The sequence below is a fragment of the Microbacterium luticellae genome (assembly GCF_050408645.1).
Lineage (GTDB): Bacteria > Actinomycetota > Actinomycetes > Actinomycetales > Microbacteriaceae > Microbacterium.
Genome location: NZ_JBNTKE010000003.1, coordinates 288,938 through 308,088, shown reverse-complemented (window position 1 = coordinate 308,088; position 19,151 = coordinate 288,938). Strand labels below are relative to the sequence as shown.

At 58.5% G+C, this 19,151-nt stretch carries 16 protein-coding genes, 1 tRNA gene and 1 pseudogene; 10 read left to right on the top strand and 8 right to left on the bottom strand.

Features of this window, described 5'->3' with window-relative positions; all coding sequences use genetic code 11:
• Positions 1–104 precede the first annotated feature (104 nt).
• Complete coding sequence (locus tag ACQUSW_RS10110; RefSeq protein ID WP_428932172.1) at positions 105–1,784, top strand: ABC transporter permease; 1,680 nt, start codon at positions 105–107, stop codon at positions 1,782–1,784.
• Positions 1,781–2,893 (top strand): ABC transporter ATP-binding protein, encoded by a 1,113-nt coding sequence (locus ACQUSW_RS10105; protein ID WP_428932171.1) that lies wholly within the window; start codon positions 1,781–1,783, stop codon positions 2,891–2,893. Before ACQUSW_RS10110 ends, ACQUSW_RS10105 begins: the two co-directional genes overlap by 4 nt.
• 412 nt (positions 2,894–3,305) lie before the next feature.
• Here the strand turns inward: ACQUSW_RS10105 and ACQUSW_RS10100 are convergent.
• Positions 3,306–3,737, bottom strand: a pseudogene (locus tag ACQUSW_RS10100) (DDE-type integrase/transposase/recombinase); the annotation flags it as partial.
• A gap of 283 nt (positions 3,738–4,020) precedes the next feature.
• Here ACQUSW_RS10100 and ACQUSW_RS10095 point away from each other — a divergent pair.
• Positions 4,021–4,320, top strand: coding sequence for a helix-turn-helix domain-containing protein (locus ACQUSW_RS10095; RefSeq protein ID WP_428932170.1), 300 nt, complete (start codon positions 4,021–4,023; stop codon positions 4,318–4,320).
• Positions 4,321–4,653: 333 nt separating this feature from the next.
• Positions 4,654–6,243: a recombinase family protein gene (locus ACQUSW_RS10090; protein ID WP_428932169.1), complete on the top strand. Its 1,590-nt coding sequence runs from the start codon at positions 4,654–4,656 to the stop codon at positions 6,241–6,243.
• A 55-nt stretch (positions 6,244–6,298) separates the two neighbouring features.
• On the opposite strand, the gene ACQUSW_RS10085 is transcribed toward ACQUSW_RS10090, so the two are convergent.
• A tRNA-Lys gene (locus ACQUSW_RS10085) sits at positions 6,299–6,374 on the bottom strand.
• 65 nt (positions 6,375–6,439) lie between these two features.
• Between ACQUSW_RS10085 and ACQUSW_RS10080 the strand changes: the two genes are divergently transcribed.
• From ACQUSW_RS10080 to ACQUSW_RS10070, 3 genes are all read left to right on the top strand, one after another.
• A complete protein-coding gene (locus tag ACQUSW_RS10080; protein ID WP_428932168.1) occupies positions 6,440–7,069 on the top strand; it encodes a DNA-directed RNA polymerase subunit beta in 630 nt (209 codons plus the stop codon).
• A gap of 637 nt (positions 7,070–7,706) precedes the next feature.
• The gene (locus ACQUSW_RS10075; RefSeq protein ID WP_428932167.1) at positions 7,707–8,591 is read left to right on the top strand and encodes an aminodeoxychorismate lyase; all 885 of its coding nucleotides are present in this window, start codon (positions 7,707–7,709) and stop codon (positions 8,589–8,591) included.
• Between the two features lie 72 nt (positions 8,592–8,663).
• Positions 8,664–9,479 (top strand): LolA-like protein, encoded by an 816-nt coding sequence (locus ACQUSW_RS10070; protein ID WP_428932166.1) that lies wholly within the window; start codon positions 8,664–8,666, stop codon positions 9,477–9,479.
• A gap of 93 nt (positions 9,480–9,572) precedes the next feature.
• Here ACQUSW_RS10070 and pstB read toward each other — a convergent pair whose 3' ends face one another.
• From pstB to ACQUSW_RS10040, 6 genes are all read right to left on the bottom strand, one after another.
• A complete protein-coding gene (pstB, locus tag ACQUSW_RS10065) occupies positions 9,573–10,352 on the bottom strand; it encodes a phosphate ABC transporter ATP-binding protein PstB (protein WP_428932165.1) in 780 nt (259 codons plus the stop codon).
• A 53-nt stretch (positions 10,353–10,405) separates the two neighbouring features.
• Entirely contained in the window at positions 10,406–11,503 is a 1,098-nt protein-coding gene (gene pstA, locus ACQUSW_RS10060; protein ID WP_428932164.1) for a phosphate ABC transporter permease PstA, read from the bottom strand.
• A 1-nt stretch (position 11,504) separates the two neighbouring features.
• The gene (gene pstC / locus ACQUSW_RS10055) at positions 11,505–12,473 is read right to left on the bottom strand and encodes a phosphate ABC transporter permease subunit PstC (RefSeq protein WP_428932163.1); all 969 of its coding nucleotides are present in this window, start codon (positions 12,471–12,473) and stop codon (positions 11,505–11,507) included.
• 89 nt (positions 12,474–12,562) lie between these two features.
• Positions 12,563–13,669 carry a phosphate ABC transporter substrate-binding protein PstS gene (locus ACQUSW_RS10050; RefSeq protein WP_428932162.1) on the bottom strand — a complete coding sequence of 369 codons (1,107 nt, stop codon included), beginning with the start codon at positions 13,667–13,669 and terminating at the stop codon, positions 12,563–12,565.
• A 122-nt stretch (positions 13,670–13,791) separates the two neighbouring features.
• The gene (locus tag ACQUSW_RS10045; RefSeq protein WP_428932161.1) at positions 13,792–14,730 is read right to left on the bottom strand and encodes an NUDIX hydrolase; all 939 of its coding nucleotides are present in this window, start codon (positions 14,728–14,730) and stop codon (positions 13,792–13,794) included.
• On the bottom strand, positions 14,727–16,895 hold the full coding sequence (locus ACQUSW_RS10040) for an RNA degradosome polyphosphate kinase (protein WP_428932160.1): 2,169 nt from the start codon (positions 16,893–16,895) through the stop codon (positions 14,727–14,729). Before ACQUSW_RS10040 ends, ACQUSW_RS10045 begins: the two co-directional genes overlap by 4 nt.
• Positions 16,896–16,953: 58 nt before the next feature.
• Here ACQUSW_RS10040 and ACQUSW_RS10035 point away from each other — a divergent pair, with 58 nt between their 5' ends.
• The 3 genes from ACQUSW_RS10035 (at position 16,954) to ygfZ (ending at position 19,140) form a co-directional block, all read left to right on the top strand.
• A complete protein-coding gene (locus tag ACQUSW_RS10035) occupies positions 16,954–17,244 on the top strand; it encodes a hypothetical protein (RefSeq protein ID WP_428932159.1) in 291 nt (96 codons plus the stop codon).
• Positions 17,245–17,416: 172 nt separating this feature from the next.
• Positions 17,417–18,016 (top strand): heme-binding beta-barrel domain-containing protein, encoded by a 600-nt coding sequence (locus ACQUSW_RS10030; protein ID WP_428932158.1) that lies wholly within the window; start codon positions 17,417–17,419, stop codon positions 18,014–18,016.
• Positions 18,013–19,140, top strand: a complete 1,128-nt coding sequence (ygfZ, locus tag ACQUSW_RS10025) for a CAF17-like 4Fe-4S cluster assembly/insertion protein YgfZ (RefSeq protein WP_428932157.1) — start codon at positions 18,013–18,015, stop codon at positions 19,138–19,140. Before ACQUSW_RS10030 ends, ygfZ begins: the two co-directional genes overlap by 4 nt.
• Positions 19,141–19,151 lie beyond the last annotated feature (11 nt).

Below are 19,151 nucleotides of genomic sequence, written 5' to 3'. Positions count from 1 at the left end.
GTTCTGAGAGCGATTCTCGGCGGATCAGAACCACCCCTATCCCACCCACTTACTACCAAGGAGGACGCTGATGTCATTCCGTCCAAAAAGAGAAAGGCATTGCAATGAGTGCCACACTTAAACGCCGCCGACGCGCGTATATGAAAGAACTCAGATTTTTTCTCCGTGACCCGATCCTTGTCGGCATAGTCATTTTAATGTTTGCCGTTCTCGGCGTATTCGTCGGCGTTCCGATCTATAAGCTTCTTCAGGAGATATTCACTGACCAGGGCGGGTTCAACCTTGGTGCCCTCTCCACTCTATTTTCCACGCGGAGCCTATATACGACGTTCTGGAACAGTATTGTACTGGGTGTCGCTTCGGCCGTGCTGAGCACTCTGATCGGGCTTGTCTTTGCCTACGGAGTGACTCGGGTTGACATTCGCGGGAAGTCGTTGTTCAACGTCGTCGCAATCTTCCCGATCGTTTCGCCGCCGTTTGTGCTTTCGATGGCCCTAATTTTACTATTCGGAAGATCTGGGATTATTTCAAAGGGCGTATTCGGTATTACTGACGGGGACATCTACGGGTTGAGTTCTCTGATCATCATCCAAAGCATCTCCTTTTTCCCAATCGCGTACATGAACCTCAAAGGACTCTTCCAGACAATAGATAACTCAATCGAAGACTCGGCGTTTGTGCTCGGAGCCTCAAGATGGCAGATTCTTCGTACAGTCACGCTGCCTCTGGTCATCCCAGGGATCCTGAGCTCCCTGCTACTGACGTTCATCAAGTCGATCGAAGACTTCGGAAATCCGATGATCATCGGTGGCAAGTACAACACTCTGGCAGTGCAAGCATACTTCACGATTACTGGGCTCCACGATCAGAAAACTGGTTCTCTCCTTGCTCTTTCGATCCTTGTGCCTGCACTCACCGCTTTCGCGGTGCACCGGTTTTGGATGCGAAAACGTTCGTATGCAACGGTGACCGGCAAGCCCGCCCGCCAAACGGCTCTCATTACCGATCCATCAATCAGAGTTCCAGTACAGATTTTCTGCACTGTAGTGAGCGTGGCAGTGCTGGCCCTCTATGCGATGATCCTTTATGGTTCTGTGGTTAAGCTCTGGGGCGTCAACTACAGTCTTACGCTCGAACATTTTGCGTACATCTTTGAGTTCGGTCTTAAACCGGTTAAAGACACCCTGCTCATAGCTTTAATGACGGCTCCGCTCACAGTCATTGTGGGAGTAGTGATTGCGTTTCTTCAAGAGCGCCGCTGGTTTCCGGGAAAAAGGCTTATGGACGCAATATCCGTGCTGTTGTTTGCAATTCCCGGGACTGCCGTAGGAATTGGCTATGTGCTTAGCTTTAATACCGGAGCCTTGAGACTCACCGGAACGGCTGCAATCATCGTATTTGCGATGACCTTTAAGTATATGAACCTTGGCATCGAAGCGGGACGTAACGCACTCAGCCAGATCGATAGCTCGATCGAAGAAGCGTCGACAATGTTAGGGGCGAGTGGAATGAGGACGTTCTGGAGCGTCACCTTGCCTCTCATTCGACCAGCGTTGTTTTCAGGCGCTATGTATGCCTTCGTTCGCGCAATGACTTCAATAAGTGCTGTGATTTTCCTCGTATCTGCCGGATGGAACCTGATGACCGTAACAATTCTGTCTTATGTGGAAGCAGGCCGTCTTGGAATTGCATCCGCATATGTTGCGATCCTTCTCGGAATAGTCGCGATCGTATATCTAACCCTTAACGCCCTCCTCAAGCAAAGTGAAAGGTCAGTCCGATGAGTTTGGTTAAAGATATCGAAATCCCCGCCATTGAAAGTGCCCCGTTTCGGATTGAGAATATTGTCAAATCTTTTCCTCTTGGAAAGGGTATGGAAGAGTTCCGTGCGGTGAACAACTTGACACTTGATTTCGTCCCGGGGGGAATTACCACGCTACTCGGCCCCTCAGGCTGCGGAAAGTCGACCACCCTGCGAATTATGGCTGGATTTGAACGACAGGACTCAGGGAGTGTCATTTTAGACGGTAAAGAGATCGGATCCCTTCCGACAAATCGACGCGATTTAGGGATGGTATTTCAAAACTATGCTCTTTTTCCACATCTAACCGTTCGAAAGAATATTTCATACGGGCTCGACCTCAAGAAGCTTCCCCCTGCAACAATTCGCGAACGCGTGGATGCAGTTCTTGAAATTATGCAACTCTCCGGTAAGGAGGATCGCTACCCAAATGCGCTCTCGGGCGGTGAGCAACAGCGTGTCGCAATTGCTCGAACAATCGTGGTTCAACCAAAGCTTCTTTTTTTCGACGAGCCATTGTCGAACCTTGATGCCAAGTTGCGACTAAAAACTCGAACGGAGATTCGAGAACTGCAGAAAAGGCTTGGAATTACGACGGTCTATGTCACTCACGACCAGGAAGAGGCTATGGCGATTTCTGACCGTGTCGTAGTTCTCTACCAAGGTGAGCTACAGCAGGTAGGTACGCCGCGCGAGATTTATGCTGAGCCTGCAAACAAGTTTGTGGCTGATTTCATTGGCACATCAAACCTGATTTCTTGTCAGGTCGTAGGCACCAATGCAGAAAACATCGAGGTGTCGTTGGAAGGCGCAGTCTTCTCTGTGACACCGTCCCATAACCGAATCTATACTCCGGGCGATCATGTACAGATCATGACGCGTCCGAGTTTTTGGAGGCTTGATCCAAATGGTGCAGTGGTCGCGACAGTGACCTCGGTAGCCTACCTAGGCGACTACGTCGAGTATCACATGTGTACTCGCGCAGGTCAAAATTTCATCTTCGCTGACTATTATCATGTTTCGCACGGCATGAAAGCAGTGGGTGAAGAACTTCGTTTATCAATTCGGAACGAATCTCTACGGTTTATTTAGTCCTGCGGGATTACCGTATTGTTGAGCGAAGTCTAGGTTCATCGTTGTTTAAGCCCGAGGAGCCAAGAGATTACTGCTCGAGTATCTAAGCTCCTTAGTAGTTGTGGCGATGTCCACAATGTGAAACCGAAGCCAACTTAGGGGTGCCTCCGCCTCACTCGGTCGATGCATCCCTAAGTTCCGGGCTTCATTGACGCGTGCCGGCGCAACACCCAGATCATACTATTTGGATGCGTGTGGCTCAGGTGGACCGCCCGATAGTTTGGTTACCTATCGCTGCGGGCAGAATCAAGCTGGGACGAGTGTCCGTCGATAGGGGGCCTCGGCCGGAGTGTGTTAGCCCAGCCGTACGTGGCGGCGTTTCCGATTATGGAACAGGATCTGCTGAAGCTTTGTTTGAGTCGGAGTGTTCTTAAGATGCCCACTCGACAGTATCTATCATTATGGCTTCAAACTCGACCGGTGTTAGCCGCACCAACCCACGCTGGCGTCGTTTGCGGTGATACTTCCCCTCGATCCATGCCACGATTGCGAGCCTGAGTTCTTGCCTCGTCGGCCACGACTGCCGTTCGAGCACATTCTTCTGCAACAAACTGAAGAACGATTCCATCGCCGAGTTATCGCCCGCAGCACCCACACGCCCCATCGAGCCCAGCAACTTGTGGCCCCTCAGCGTGCGCCGGAATTTCTTCGACCCAAATTGAGGCCCGCGGTCTGAATGGACCACAACATTCGCCGGGTTCCTACGCTGGATAACCGCATTCTCTAATGCTCTGACCGCAAGAGAAGCTTTCATCCGGTCATCGATCGCGTAGCCGACGATCCGGTTCGAGAACGCCTGGCGGTTTCAGGGAGCCAACGCAACACCTTTTCTAGGAGGTTGTTGTGGCAGTTTTATGGGGTCAACGATGTATCGCGTATTCGATGCTGCTCTCCGGCGCTTCAGCACAAACGACAGCGAAACGGTTCAAGGTAAATACCGGAGCGGTTGTCGAATGGGCCAGGCTTGCAGGCATGATCATTCGCATGGGCGCTCGGGGCGGCATCGAACCCGTAGAAGACTCTGGCACCCAAAATCTCAGCAATTTCGCGCGTATCGACGGCTCACGCATGAAGACAGGATCTTCATGGAGATGGCGATCAGCAGCGCGCCCGCATGGTCAATTCGCGCGATCGCAAGACACTTAGCAGTCGCTGCATCGACGGTGTCTCGTGAGCTGCGGCGACACATGGTCAAGACCGGGCGTGGATACGGGCCCACCCGCGAGTTCAAGTATCACTCAGGGGTGGCTCATCATCACACGATGCGGGCCCGACGCAAAGGCCGTGCGGGCAAGCTTGATCACGGCGAGCTCCGCGACCTTGTCGTCGCAGCACTCAACGAGAAGCATTCCCCGCAGCAAGTTGCGGGAAGATTACGTATGTAGTTTCCTGACAGGCCAGATCGTCACGTGTCCCACGAGACGATCTACCAGGCACTTTATGTGCAAGGCAAGGGAACGCTTCGGCATGAGCTGACCGTAGTGAAAGCCCTACGAACGGGTCGAACCCGCAGAATACCTGCCTCGCGATTACCTGCGCGTGGGGAACGTCCGTGGCTCGAGGGAGCACGGATCACTGACCGGCCAGCTGCCGCTTCTGACCGTGCTGTTCCGGGTCATTGGGAAGGGGATTTGGTTGTTTCCTTTTACGAGTCGCACCGCACGAGCGGTACCGACCGCTCGTGTTGGCCCCATCTATGGGGAGAGGAAAGACGACCCGTGAGCACTACTCAGCGACCTACTACCACCGACCTCAACCGCTTCGGCGAGACTGCCGCCATCGCGGTCTCATACTTGCGAGTCTCAACCAAGGAGCAAGCCGAACGTGGCGGACGCGACGAGGGCTTCTCCATACCCGCGCAGCGCGAAGCGAATCTACGCAAAGCCCAAGACCTCGGCGCAATCGTAGTCGAAGAGTTCGTCGACGCCGGTGAATCAGCCCGGAAGGCCGACCGCCCCGAACTCATGCGAATGATCGAGTATGTCAAGACCAACCACGTGGCCTACTGCATCGTGCACAAGGTTGACCGCCTCGCTCGCAACCGTGCCGACGACGTAGCGATCCATGTTGCACTCAAAGACGCCGGGGTAATGCTGGTCTCGGCAACCGAGAACATTGACGAGACACCCTCGGGGATGCTGCTCCACGGCATCATGTCCACCATCGCCGAGTTCTACTCCCGGAACCTCGCCAACGAAGTCGCAAAAGGGATGAACCAAAAGGCAGTTGCAGGCGGCACCAACGGCAAAGCTCCAATCGGCTATCTCAACGTGACCACTCGCGATGAACTCGGCCGAGAACTCCGGATCGTTGAGCCAGACCCCACACGCGCGGAGATCGTGACGTGGGCATTTGAGGCGTACGCGACGGGCAACTACTCCACGACAACGCTGCGGGAAGCGCTCATCGACCGAGGTCTCACCACACCACCCACACCGAAACGACCCGCACGGCCGCCCGCGCTATCGACGGTGCAGAAGATGCTCTCCAACCCGTACTACAAGGGCAGTGTGTCGTTTCGCGGTGCAACCTATGACGGAATCCACGAGCCGCTGGTCAGCCCAGAGGTCTGGTACCGAGTTCAAGCCGTGCTGGGCGCGAAACAAGTATCAGGCGAGAAAACGCAAGCGCACGATCACTATCTCAAGGGCACCGTGTTCTGCGGCCAATGCGGTTCCAGGCTCATGGTGACGCATGCCAAGAGCCGCCGTGGTGTCATCTATCCGTACTTCATATGTGCTGGCAGGCACGCCAAACGCACCAACTGCGAGCATAAGTCGCTGTACGTGCCTGATGTTGAAGCCGCGGTTGAGGAGTACTACCGGCGCATCCAGATTCCTGAGCACACCATCGCGGCGCTGCGCAGCTTCATCACGGCGCAGTTCTCCCAGCTCCACGCCACCGTCAAGCAGGAACGCAACGCGCATGTCCTCGAACGTGACGACCTCCAAGCCGAACGATCGAAACTCCTGCAAGCCCATTATGCGGGAGCAGTGCCGCTTGATCTTCTCAAGTCCGAACAGGATCGCATCGGTAGGCGACTCGCGTTCCTCGAAGCACAGATCGAAGCGGGCGACGTGGAGTACGAACTGGCAAGTGCGCACCTTGATGATTGCCTCGCGCTGGCCCGGGACTGCTACACGCTGTACATGAGCATCGATGACTCACTGCGACGCATCGCCAATCAGGCCTTCTTCGACAAGCTCTACCTCAGTGAAGAGGGCTCTGTGATCGGTGAGCCAGGGGAACCGTTCAACGCGTTCTTCGACCCTGGTGTGCAGACAACAGCGGCCCGCCACGAGGGGTGAGCCGCTGAGTCGAGGTCTCAAACCGGTAATGTTGCCGGTTTGAACAACGACCTTCTGGTGGGCCCGGCGGGGATCGAACCCGCGACCCGCGGATTAAAAGTCCGATGCTCTGCCTACTGAGCTACAGGCCCTACTCGATCTATTGTACGGGTTTTTGCTGGTGCGTTTGACCATGCTGGGAGCGTACCCTGTACGGATGCCTGCCCGTTTTCCGCGTCCTATTCGGCGACCCGCCGATGCATTCGACCGTCTCGTGGGCTCTGCCGATGCGGCGGAGGCCGCGCGTGTCGCACACGTAACCGCCGCCGCTTTGCTGCGTCGCGTACGTGCCGACGAATCGGGTGAGGCAGTCGACCGGATGCTGCAGTACACGCGCGAACATGGCATCGACGACATCGCCGAAATGTGGTCACACGCAGCATCACGTTCCCTTCCCGGCGCACTGTGGCGCCTGTACCTTTTACGGTTAGCGATTCACAGCGACCCCGCATTAGCGGCGCTGCTGCATGAACGCGGAACCTGGGCGCTCACCACCATCGACGCCGCGGTTGCCGGAGCACCCGTCCCGGCAGGTCCTTCCGAGCTCATCGCGCTGATCGACACTATTTTGCGGGGCGCTTTTGTGGGCGACTTTGCTGGAGCGCTCGAAAGAGCTGCAGCATTTTGTCGGGTACAAGCATCCGGAGCCACCCATGTCGCAGACGACTACGAAGCAACAGAATCGCAGCGCGCCACAGCGCTCACCAGAAGAGCCCTGCGCCTCGACCTTTACGGAGATGACCTCGCGGCCGCAGCCTCACTGTGGCGACAGGGTGCGCTCGTCTGACGCGTTCGATGAGCGCGTTCTCTTTAGCGTGTTCTTTTCGTGAGGTTCTCTGGCGCGACGCCGCGTGCCCGCGTGTCTTCTTTCGCGGCCGGTCACGACATGCCGTGTGGTGTGTACATGGTGCGGCGTGTTGCGTCCGGTGGCGGGAGGGGTGTGCGTGTTTGTTTCGCGGCCGGTCACGACATGCCGTGGGGTGTGCAGGTGGTGCGGCGTGTTGCGTCCGGTGGCGGGAGGGGCGTGCGTGTTTGTTTCGCGGCCGGTCACGACATGCCGTGGGGTGTGCAGGTGGTGCGGCGTGTTGCGTCCGGTGGCGGGAGGGGCGTGCGTGTTTGTTTCGCGGCCGGTCACGACTTGCCGTGATGTCTGTACACGCAACGGCGTGTTGCGTCCGGTGGTGGGAGGGGGAAAGCGCGAGGAGCGTGTACGGCAGCGGGAAGCGGAACGGACGAGGGGGAAGCGGGAGGCCCACAAAAAATAAGACCGGGCCGCAAGAACGCCTCTCGGCGGAAGGCCGCTCGAAGCGGCAAAGGTTGGAGCCCGGGGTTTTGCGGCCCGGCCGATACAGTGTAACGCCTGTGGCTGCACAGTATTCCCGTCGGTATGGTTCTCGGGCGTGGCGAAAACGTATGCTCGAGATATGACGTGGCGGTTCACTCTTATGATCGATCCTTTGTCTGCTGACGATTCCGTAACGCCGATTGAGTCGACGGTGCACAGAGTCGATGCCGAGGCAGCGATGTTGAGTGTGGGGGAGTGGAGTACCCAGCGGGGCGACGGTGTTTTCGAGACGATGAGCGTGGTGGATGGTCATGCGCAAGAGGTCGAGGCGCACCTGGCGCGTCTGGCGCAGTCGGCGCGTATTTGTGATTTACCGGAGCCGCATCGGGCTCAGTTCTCTCATGCTGTGCAGGTGGCGGCGCAGCAGTGCCCGGAGGGTGAGTATTTTGTGAAGGTTGTGCTCAGCCGTGGTGTTTCGGCGGGGCCTGCACCGACGGCCTGGGTGATGGCAGAGAAAGCTGCTGATTTTGCGCGGGTGCGTGAGCAGGGTGTACGCGTGGTGACTCTGGAACGCGGCTATGACCTCAATGCGGGCGACCGGGCACCCTGGTTGCTGTTGGGGGCAAAAACGCTGTCGTATGCGGTGAATATGGCGGCGCTGCGCGAAGCTCGCCGGCGTGGTGCCGACGACGCAATTTTTATTAGCACCGACGGGTTTGTTTTTGAAGCGCCTACAGCGTCGCTTATTGTGCGGGTTGGTGGGCGGTACATTACTCCCGCTCCGCACAGCGGAATTTTGCATGGCACAACCCAGCAGAGTCTGTTTTCTTATCTGCAGAGCCAGGGCGCCCAGGCCGAATATGCCACCATCGGTGCGCATGATCTCGCTACGGTCGATGCTGCTTGGTTGGTGTCGAGCGTGCGTCTTGCCGTTGCGATCACTGCGATTGATGGCGTCGAGATTCCTCATGATGCCGCAACGACTGCGGCATGGAACAGTTACCTGTTGAGTCCGCGCACGTAGCAGCAGATGCGCTTGTGTGTTTGCTGAGAAAAACGGGGCGCGGGGCCGTGCTTTGTTTCCTATGCTTAGCGCATGAAATCCCCCATCATAAAAAGCGCTGCGGCGCTGTCACTGGCGCTTATTCTTGGCGTTGGTATTACCGGATGCAGCGCTGCTGCCAACAACCCGAACAATTCGACCGAGCTCAGTTCGAGCGAGCAGAACACGCTTGAGAGTGCGGGCGGTGAACTGAACGAAGAGAACTTCGCTGAGGTTCTTGCTGACGCCGCCCTGGCCGCCGGTACCGTGCACATTGAACAGACCACCGATATGGGTGGGCAGTCGATTGTGTCGTCGAGTGATGTTGTGCTGTCGCAGGACGTGAGCCACAGTGCTGTTGCCTCGGTGATGACGGTGCCGGGTGGCAGCGTGTTTGAGTCTCGTTTTGTTGACGGCGTGTTTTATCTGAACCTCGGTGAGCTTACCGAAAGCAAGTTTGTTGCTGTTGAGCCGAGCTCCACGAACCCGCTCGCCGAACAGTTGGCGCAGGTGATTGACCAGGCCGACTACTTGGCGCAGGTGCGGGCTCTTGCCGCGGCCATGCACCATTTCCCGAAAGCTGAGGGCACAGAAGAGATCGACGGCGTAGAGACCACGATTTACACTCTCATGCTCGAAACCGAGTTGCTGCTGGAGCGTCAGGGTCTTGATTCGCTCGTCGATACGTCGGCGCTGCCCGAGATGCTCGACTATGTGCTGTATCTCGGTAGCGATAACCTGCCGCGCCGTATTTTGATGGAACTGGGCGACACCCCCGTGGAAGTGAACTACACCGGATGGGGTGCCGAACTTGATATTCAGGCACCCAGTGACGACCAGATCACTGAGTCCGACGTATTGGGCCTGTAACTACTTCGGTAGTGAAAACACTCGAGGGGCGCATGCACACCGGCAGCGCCCCTCGAGTGTTTGTGGTGACTGGTATGTCGGTGCCAGCCTCGTTTAGCCGAAACGGCCCGAAACGTAGTCTTCGGTTGCCTGCACCGAGGGTGTGGTGAAAATGGTGCCGGTTTCGTCGTATTCGATGAGCTTGCCGGGTTTGCCGGTGCCGGCGATGTTGAAGAACGCAGTGCGGTCGCTCACACGTGATGCCTGCTGCATGTTGTGGGTGACGATCACGATCGTGTAATCGTTTTTGAGTTCACCGATGAGCTCTTCGATCGCATAGGTCGAAATCGGGTCGAGAGCCGAGCAGGGTTCGTCCATGAGCAGCACATCGGGTGAGACCGCGATGGCTCGTGCGATGCACAGACGCTGCTGCTGACCACCCGATAGGCCTGATCCGGGGCGTTCCAGACGGTCTTTCACTTCGTTCCACAGGTTCGCGCCGCGCAGTGATTTTTCGACGAGGTCGTCGGCGTCGCCCTTGCTGATACGGCGGTTGTTGAGCCGCACACCGGCGAGCACGTTTTCACGGATCGACATGGTCGGAAAAGGGTTGGGACGCTGAAACACCATGCCGATCTGGCGGCGCACCAGCACCGGGTCGACATCGGCAGCGTATAGGTCCTGCCCGTCGAGCAGCACTTCGCCCTCGACGCGAGCGCCGGGGATGACCTCGTGCATGCGGTTGAGCGTACGCAAGAACGTGGATTTGCCGCATCCGGAAGGTCCAATAAATGCGGTGACGCTGCGGGGCTCAATCTCGAGCGAGACACCCTCGACGGCAAGAAAATCACCGTAGTAAACATTCAGGTCGTTGACCTCGATGCTCTTTGACAATTCTTTCTCCTTCGTAGCGATCCGCCGCATATACGGCATCCGGATGCTGAAATTTAGCGACCCTTGGCGGGGGCAAAGTAGTGGGCGACGGCGCGGGCAATCAGGTTGAGTGCCATAACGATGAGAATGAGCACGAGCGCTGCTGCCCAGGCCCGGTCAACATAGGCCGAGGCGGGAATGCCCTGGTTCATGTACTGCGTGTAGACGAAGACAGGGAGTGTCATCATGCGCCCGTCGCTGAGGTTGTAGTGCATTGATGCGGTAAAACCGGCCGTGATGAGCAGGGGAGCGGTCTCGCCAATAACACGGGCGATCGCGAGCATGACACCCGTGGTGATTCCGGCGATCGATGTGGGCAGCACAACTTTGACGATCGTGAGCCACTTGGGAACACCGAGCGCATAGGCGGCTTCGCGCAGGTCATTGGGCACGAGGCGCAGCATTTCTTCACTCGAGCGCACGACGACAGGAATCATCAGCACAGCCAGCGAAAGGGCACCCATGAGGCCCATGCGGATACCTGGCGCAAAGAACAGCGAAAATACGGCGTAAATAAACAGGCCCGCAACGATCGAGGGAATGCCTGTCATCACGTCGACAAAAAATGTGATGCCGCGAGCTAAACGCCCGCCCGCGCCATACTCGACCAGGTAGAGCGCCGTGAACAGGCCGATGGGGATAGAGATGGCGGCGGCTGCGAGGGTCACCAGCACGGTGCCCGTAATGGCGTGCAGGGCACCGCCGCCCTCGCCGACGACGTTGCGCATGGAGTTGTTGAAGAACTCGGCGCTCAGCCCGGCAATACCGTTTTGCAGCACTGTGATCGATACCGACACGAGCGGCACCATGGCCAACGCAAACGCCGCCACGACGAGCCCAGTAACGAGGCGATCAATGGCTTTGCGTCGGCCTTCAACAAGCGCCGAGATGGTGGTGATGAGCACCAGGTAAAGGGCGACGCCAACAACGACAGCGCCAACAATGTTCAGCGGTGCGTCGGCGCTGGCAGCCACCAGCACAAAGACGGCGAAAGAGATCGCGACGGCTGTTCCTAGTAGCGCCCACGGCGTCCACTGGGGTAGGCGGCCACTGGTGAGCGAGGCCGTGCGAGTGGGGGCTAGCGTGCGGGGTGCAACGTTGGCGGTAGTCATGTTAGTTAGCCCCCGAGAATTCCTTGCGCCGGTTGACGACCCAGCGGGCCAGCGCGTTGACGGCAAAGGTCACGATAAACAAAATGAGCCCTGTAGCAATGAGCACGTTGATGTTGAGCCCGTGTGCTTCAGGGAAAGTCTGTGCGATATTCGCGGGGATAGTGTTGGGGTTTTCTGCTGTGAACAGCCGAAAAGTAATGCCCCCGGATGCCGAGAGAACCATCGCCACAGCCATGGTCTCGCCCAGTGCTCGTCCGAGCCCGAGCATCGCGGCCGATACGATGCCGCCGCGAGCGAACGGTAGGACAGCCATGCGGATCATCTCCCAGCGGGTTGCGCCGAGAGCCAGTGCTGCCTCTTCGTGCAGTGACGGTGCCTGTAAGAAAATTTCGCGGCAGATGGCGGTCATGATGGGCAGCACCATAACCGCGAGCACGACGGCGGCGGTAAAAATTGTGCGGCCGGTGCCTGAGACAGGACCAGCGAAGAGCGGAAACCAACCGGCGTTTTCTACGAGCCAGCTGTAGGCGGGCTGCACGGCTGGGGCCAATACGCCAATACCCCACAGGCCGAACACGACAGAGGGCACTGCCGCGAGGAGGTCGACCAGGTAACCGAGGCTGCCAGCGAGGCGGCGGGGTGCATAGTGCGAAATAAACAGGGCCACAGCGATAGAGAGCGGCACAGCCATGATGAGCGCGAGTGCTGCGGCCCACACGGTACCAAAAGCCAGTACGCCGACATACGACCAGAAGCCGTCTTTAAGAATTGTGGCTTCTTCGGGTGTTGCCAGCATGCCGGGGATCGACTGCACAACGAGAAAAACGGCCACCGCTGCCAGCGTGACCAGAATCATCGAACCGGCAAACACGGCCGAGGCAGAGAACCAGCGGTCGCCGGCACGCTTGGTGGTGCGACCCTGGGCACCCTGCTGCGACCGGGGTGGCGCGGAACGTGAGAGCGAAGTCATCGGCTGCTTTCTGGTCGGGCTCTGGTTGCTGTCAAGAGAGTCGGATGCGAGGAAGGGGCCCGGCAGTAAGTGCCGAGCCCCCGCCCTGCTTATTCGGTGACGATCAGGTCGATCGCGCTCTGCGCGCTCTGTCGGATCGAGTCGCTGATGGGTGCGCTACCGGCAGCATCTGCTGCTGCCGACTGGCCTTCGGCGCTGATGACGGTGGAGAAGAACTCTTTCACCAGGGTGGCCTGGGCTGGGTCGGCGTATTCTTCACAGCCGATGAGGTAGCTGACGAGCACGATGGGGTAGACACCGGCCTCGGTCGACGTGCGGTCGAGGTTGATGGCCAGGTCACCGGCAGTGCGGCCTTCGTCGAGCGGTGAGTGTTCGACGATTGCTGCTGCTGCCTCGGGCGAGTAGGGAACAAAGTCGTCGCCGACCTGCACCGAAACGGTGCCCAGTTCGCCCGCACGTGACGCATCGGCGTAACCGATGGTGCCCACGCCCGACTCAACAGCCTGCACGACACCGGAGGTCCCCTGCGCTGATTCGCCAGCCTGGATCGGCCACTCTTCTACTGAACCGTGGGTCCACACATCGCCTGCTGCTGCAGCAAGATAGTCGGTGAAGTTGCCTGTCGTGCCCGACTTGTCGGCGCGGTGCACAGGATTGATGGCGGTGACCGGAAGCTCGACACCCTCATTGAGTGCGGCGATAGCCGGGTCGTTCCACTGGCTAACGTCGCCCGTAAAAATACCGGCGAGGGTTGCGGCGTCGAGGTTGAGCGAATCAATGCCCTCGAGGTTGAAAATCACCGCGATAGGCGAAATGTAGGCCGGAATCTCGATGATGTCGGAGTCGGCGGCACAAGCGCCGAACTCGGTGGAAGAAATTTCGTCCTGCTTAAAAGCGCGGTCAGAGCCGACAAAAGAGAAAGCGCCCGCGGCGAACGATTCGCGGCCGGTGCCCGAACCTGCCGGGTCGTAGTCGACGGTGACCGCGTCGTTCGCGGTCTGGAACTGTTTGGTCCACGCCGCAATTGCTACCTCTTGCGACGAGGCGCCACCACCGACAAGGTTGCCGGAGAGCGAGGGTTCGCCGGTGGAGCCCGAATCGTTGGGGGTGCCACTCTCATTTGCTGCGCAGCCGGTGAGGCCGAGAGCGGCAATGGCGCCCAGAGCGGCGACGGTGGTGATACGGGAGATCTTCACTGTGGATCCGTTCAATCGTTGGTTAGGGATGGGCCCGGTGCAGGGCACACAGTGACGCTAAGCGGGCGGTGTTACCAGAATCGCCCCTGGAGGTAAACGGAAAGTGAACGGATTGTAGAGACTTATGCCTTTGGCTGGTGAGTTTCGATCGAAATGATCCCAGAACCGGGATTGGTAGCCGACAGGTGAACAACAGAGAAAGAAGCGACATCGAGAGAAGAGGCACTGCTCAGATACGAACCACTGAGAGTTCCCGTTGCTAAGGCGAGCTCGCGAAGAATATCGGGCAGTACGGGGCCATGACTACAGATCACGGCGGGCTTGCGCGACCGAACTCTCTTACCCACCACCGAACGAACATCGGCGGTGCCGTCTTCCCACGCATCTTGGCTGATGAGTTCGGTCACGATCGGCGGGCGATCAAGTGCCTGCGCAAAAGGCGTCACGGTTTGCAGACACCGCACGGCGTCACTAGAAACAACGCGCCGGACGCCAAAAGCCTGCAGTCCGCCAACAAGCGCACGGGCCTGCGCCATACCGCGATCGGTCAGGGGACGCGAAGCATCCGGACCCTGCCATTCACTGCGCGGTGTCGCCTTGGCATGCCGCAGTGCAATAACCGGGAATGTGTGCAGCACACCGTCGCCAACGAGAGTGGCAAAGGCGTCAAGAATTTCGACATCGACCGGATAGCTCAGCTTGCTGCGCGCTTTACGCACACTGACCCACTCCAGTGCCGCTATCTCGCTGTTGGGCACAAACTCCGACTGGCGAATAGCTTTATCGCTTGCGTGCGCGGCCCAATAATGCACAACTTTTTCGCGCCCGCTGCTCATGGTGTAGCGCGATACCCCCACCGGCACGCCCAGCGCCGTGCGAATACCGGTTTCTTCGGCGATCTCGCGCACAGCGGTCTCGGCAAGCATTTCTCCCGGATCAACCTTGCCCTTAGGGAGCGTGATATCGCGATACTTAGTGCGGTGGATGAGAAGCAGCCGAAGCTTGCCGTCGACCATACGCCACACCACGCCGCCAGCGGCGTACACAGCATGCTTACTCATCGCGTTGAGCGTGGCCTGCGCCGTTTTTGTATCTTCGCCATGGTTCTATCTTGCAGGTCGATTAACGGTTCACCGTCGTCAGAAACGGTGTGGCGCTGCCACACTCCATCGGCTTCGAGGTGCCATGAATTCGTGCGTGCAGACATCGCCAGATCAAAAAACTCGAGAAGCTGGGTGATGTGGGCCTCATCGGTGATACGCACAAGAGCTTCGATACGGCGATCAAGGTTGCGGTGCATCATGTCGGCACTACCAATAAATACCTGCGGTGAACCGTTGTTGTGGAAAGCAAAAATACGGGAGTGCTCAAGGTAACGGCCGAGAATACTGCGCACCGTGATGTTGTCAGAAATGCCGTCAAGATCAGTGCGCAGGCTGCAAATTCCGCGCACCCACACATCGACCTTGACTCCCACGGCGCTTGCGCGGTACAGCGCATCGATCACGGCCTCATCAACAATGGAGTTCACTTTGATGCGGATATGTGCGGGCTTACCCTGCTCGGCGGCCCGGCGTTCACGGTCAATGTGGCGGAGGAGACCCTTGCGCAGGTGCAAGGGGGCTACCAGTAGACGCTTGAACTTCTTTTCAATGGCGTAGCCCGACAGCTCATTAAAAAGTCTGTTGAGATCTTTGCCCACCTGCGGATCGGTAGTAAATAAACCAAAGTCTTCGTAGATACGGCTCGTTTTCGGGTTGTAGTTGCCCGTGCCCACATGTGAATAGTGCTTGAGCATGCCGTTTTCTTCGCGGATGACGTGTGCGAGCTTGCCATGGGTTTTTAGGCCCACGATGCCGTACACCACGTGCACGCCGGCTTTTTCAAGCTTGCGAGCCCACACGATGTTGTTCGCCTCGTCAAAGCGTGCCTTGACCTCAACCAGCGCCAGCACCTGTTTACCCGACTCGGCGGCGTCGATGAGCGCCTGCACAATCGGGCTATCCCCCGAGGTGCGGTAGAGAGTCTGCTTAATGGCAAGCACCTGCGGATCGCGAGCCGCCTGCTCAAGAAAAGCCTGCACGCTCGTGGCAAAAGACTCATAGGGGTGATGCACCAGCACATCGCCCTTGCGGATCGCATCAAAAACATCCGGCCGCTCATTGCTGTCACCCGGCTGGAACGCCACCGCCGTGGTAGGCACATGCGGCGGATAGCGCAGCTCGGGGCGATCGATACGAGACAGTTCGAAGAGCCCCCGCAGATCCAGCGGGCCAGGAAGGCGATACACCTCTTTGTCGGTGATATCGAGTTCTTTCACCAGAAGGTCGAGCGTGAGGTCGTCCATATCGTCGGTAATTTCCAGACGAATCGGAGGCCCAAATCGGCGGCGCAAAAGTTCAGCCTCGAGAGCCTGAATCAAGTTCTCCGATTCATCCTCCTCAATCTCAACGTCTTCATTGCGCGTGAGACGAAACAGGTGGTGGTCGAGCACCTCCATACCCGGAAAAAGGTCGTCAAGATGGTGAGCAATAAGCTCTTCGAGTCGGATGACGCGGGTCGACTCGGCCGTGCCCGGAACCTCAATAAAACGGGGGAGCATGGCCGGAACCTTGAGCCGCGCAAACTCTTGACGGCCCGTGCGCGCATTGCGAATACGAATCGCAAGGTTCAGTGAAAGCCCCGAAATATAGGGGAACGGGTGAGCCGGATCGACCGCGAGGGGCATCAACACCGGAAAAACGTGCGAGCCAAAATATTCGCTGAGGGCCTCGTGCTCAGCCTCGTCGAGTTCGTTCCAGTCCATCACGTGAATACCGGCCTCGGCGAGCCCGGGGCGCACCCTGGTTGTCCACGCATGCGCATGACGAACCTGTAACTGGTGTGCCTGGGCCGAGATCGCAGCGAGCGCATCAACAGCAGAGGTCCCGATATTGGTGGGTACCGCGAGCCCCGTGACAATACGGCGCTTGAGACCGGCGACACGCACCATGAAAAATTCATCAAGGTTGCTGGCGAAAATTGCCAAGAAATTAGCCCGCTCCAGCAGGGGTAGCGTGTCGTCTTCTGCTAACTCCAGCACGCGCTGGTTGAACGCTAACCAGCTGAGCTCGCGATCGAGATACCGGTCGTCGGGGAGTAATTCATCGTCTACCGCGACGGCTTCATCAAAGTCGTCGTCTTCAGCATCGCCGAGGCCAGCGTCCACGATTGCGGGATCCATCATGAATGTATCTTGGCACTGTCTTATGACAAGCGGGTGAACGCTAAGGCACAATAGTGCTATGTCTCAACCCGATACGGCGCCGCGCATATCGCTGGTTGCGCCCATTGCTGTGTGGGCATTAGGTGCTATTGCCGCGATTCTTGTGGGAATATTCGTGCCCACATCAACGCAGCCACTGTGGGCAATAGTCGCCCTCGGGCTGTGCGTACTCATAGGTTTTGCGGTGCAGATGTTTATTGGCACTGCGCAGGGGTTTATCGTGCGCGTGGCCGCAACGCTACTGGGCACCCTGGTTGCGATGGGAATAGTCTCGGCAATATTCGCGCTCATCGTCCTTGTCTCCGGCTGAGCACAATGGTGCCCGACCCCGTAAAGAGCGGGGTAGAGTGAAAGCATGGACCTCGTAGCGCTCGAACTCTTTTTCGTCGGGCTTCTCGGACTGGCAAGCCTAGCCATCGCCTTTGTCTCGGGAGCCGTGCTCGTCAACCTCTTCCGCGGCCAACGCTGATCCGGGGCGACGCATGATCGACCTACCCGTAGATCTGCCCGCCGACCTCGCGCCACTCTCGTGGCTTATTGGTGTGTGGGAGGGCACCGGAGTCATCGATTATGAAACAGCCGAGCACCGGTACCAAGAAGAGTTCACACACCGCATAAGCTTCAGCCATGATGGCGGCGATTACCTCAACTACTCCGCCACAGCATGGGCCCATCGCGGAGAAAATAAACTGCCCCTCGTCGCAGAGTCGGGCTACTGGCGAGTAGCCCGCCCCGCTACACAGGCCGATGCAGGGCCAGGGTTGTTGCCACCCACCACCGACGCCTCCCCGCGCACGGCCGACGACGTTGAAGCGCTGCGTGCGGCATCCGGGGGCTTTCCTATCGAGGTGTCCTTAGCGCATTCCGATGGCACGATGGAACTCTACCTGGGCGAGATCAACGGCCCCCGCATTGACATAGCCACCGACGCTATCGTGCGCACTGCGGAAGCAAAAAATTATTCGGCGGCCACCCGCATGTATGGGCTGGTCGACTCACACCTGCTGTGGGCATGGGATATTGCGGCGCTCGGTAGCGCCCTGCACTCGCACGCCTCAGCACGCTTAGCGAGAGTATCGTGACACTATTTAGTTCTGTGGCCGGCGCCGTGCCGGCAGATCAGGCCATATCTCACTTTGGCAACCCCATGCCCGAACAGCGCATGCTCAGTCAGGGCCGAGCCCTTGTTCCACTCGAAGACCGCGCGGTTATCGAACTGACCGGTCCTGAACGACTCACATGGCTCGACTCCATTACTTCGCAGGCCGTCGCCCACCTACCGGCATTCACCGGAACAGAACTGCTCGTGCTCGACCCCCAGGGGCGCGTCGAACACGCAGCGGCCGTCATCGACGACGGAGCCTCGACGTGGCTCATGGCCGACGCCGATGACGCAGAACCTCTTGCGACCTGGCTACGCCGCATGATCTTTCGGGCACAGGTAAAACTCGCACTGCGCGACGACATCGTGGCACTCGGCTACGTGCCAGGAGCCGAAGCAGAAGAAATCGCGCGCGAGAACGCGCTCCAGACTAACGAGCAGCCCGTCGTGTGGCACGACCCGTGGCACACGGTCACACCGGGCGGACACCAGTACTACGCGGGCGACCAGCATCCGGGAGTCGACTACCACTGGCACGTGGCGCTGGTATCAGACGACACAGCGCGTGCTCTGGCACTGCGCGACGACATCGCGTGGGCCGGTGTGCTCGCCGCCGAGGCGCTGCGTGTTGCCGCATGGCGTCCGCGCTGGGCGACCGAGGTTGATGAACGGTCGATTCCGCACGAGTCCGACTGGATTCGATCGGCCGTGCACATGTCGAAGGGCTGCTATCGAGGTCAAGAAACCGTGGCGAAGGTGCACAATCTCGGACACCCGCCCCGCCGTCTTGCCGCGCTGCACCTCGACGGCAGCGATACCGTGCTGCCTGCGCGCGGAGACGTCGTGATTGCCGGTGAAAAAGAAGTCGGCCACATCACCTCGGCCGTCAGGCACTGGCAAGAAGGCCCGATTGCGCTAGCCGTGCTGTCGCGTCGAGCGCCCGTTGACGACCTGATTGTGCGCACGGCCGAAGGAGAAGTTTCGGCCGCGCAAGAGGTTATTGTTCCCGCCGATGCGGGCGCTACCGCCAATGTTCCGCGGCTCACACGGCTGTCACGCCGCAAAGAGGCAGCAGATCCTCGGCGCGCAGCATCCGAAGAGTAGAACTCAACAGG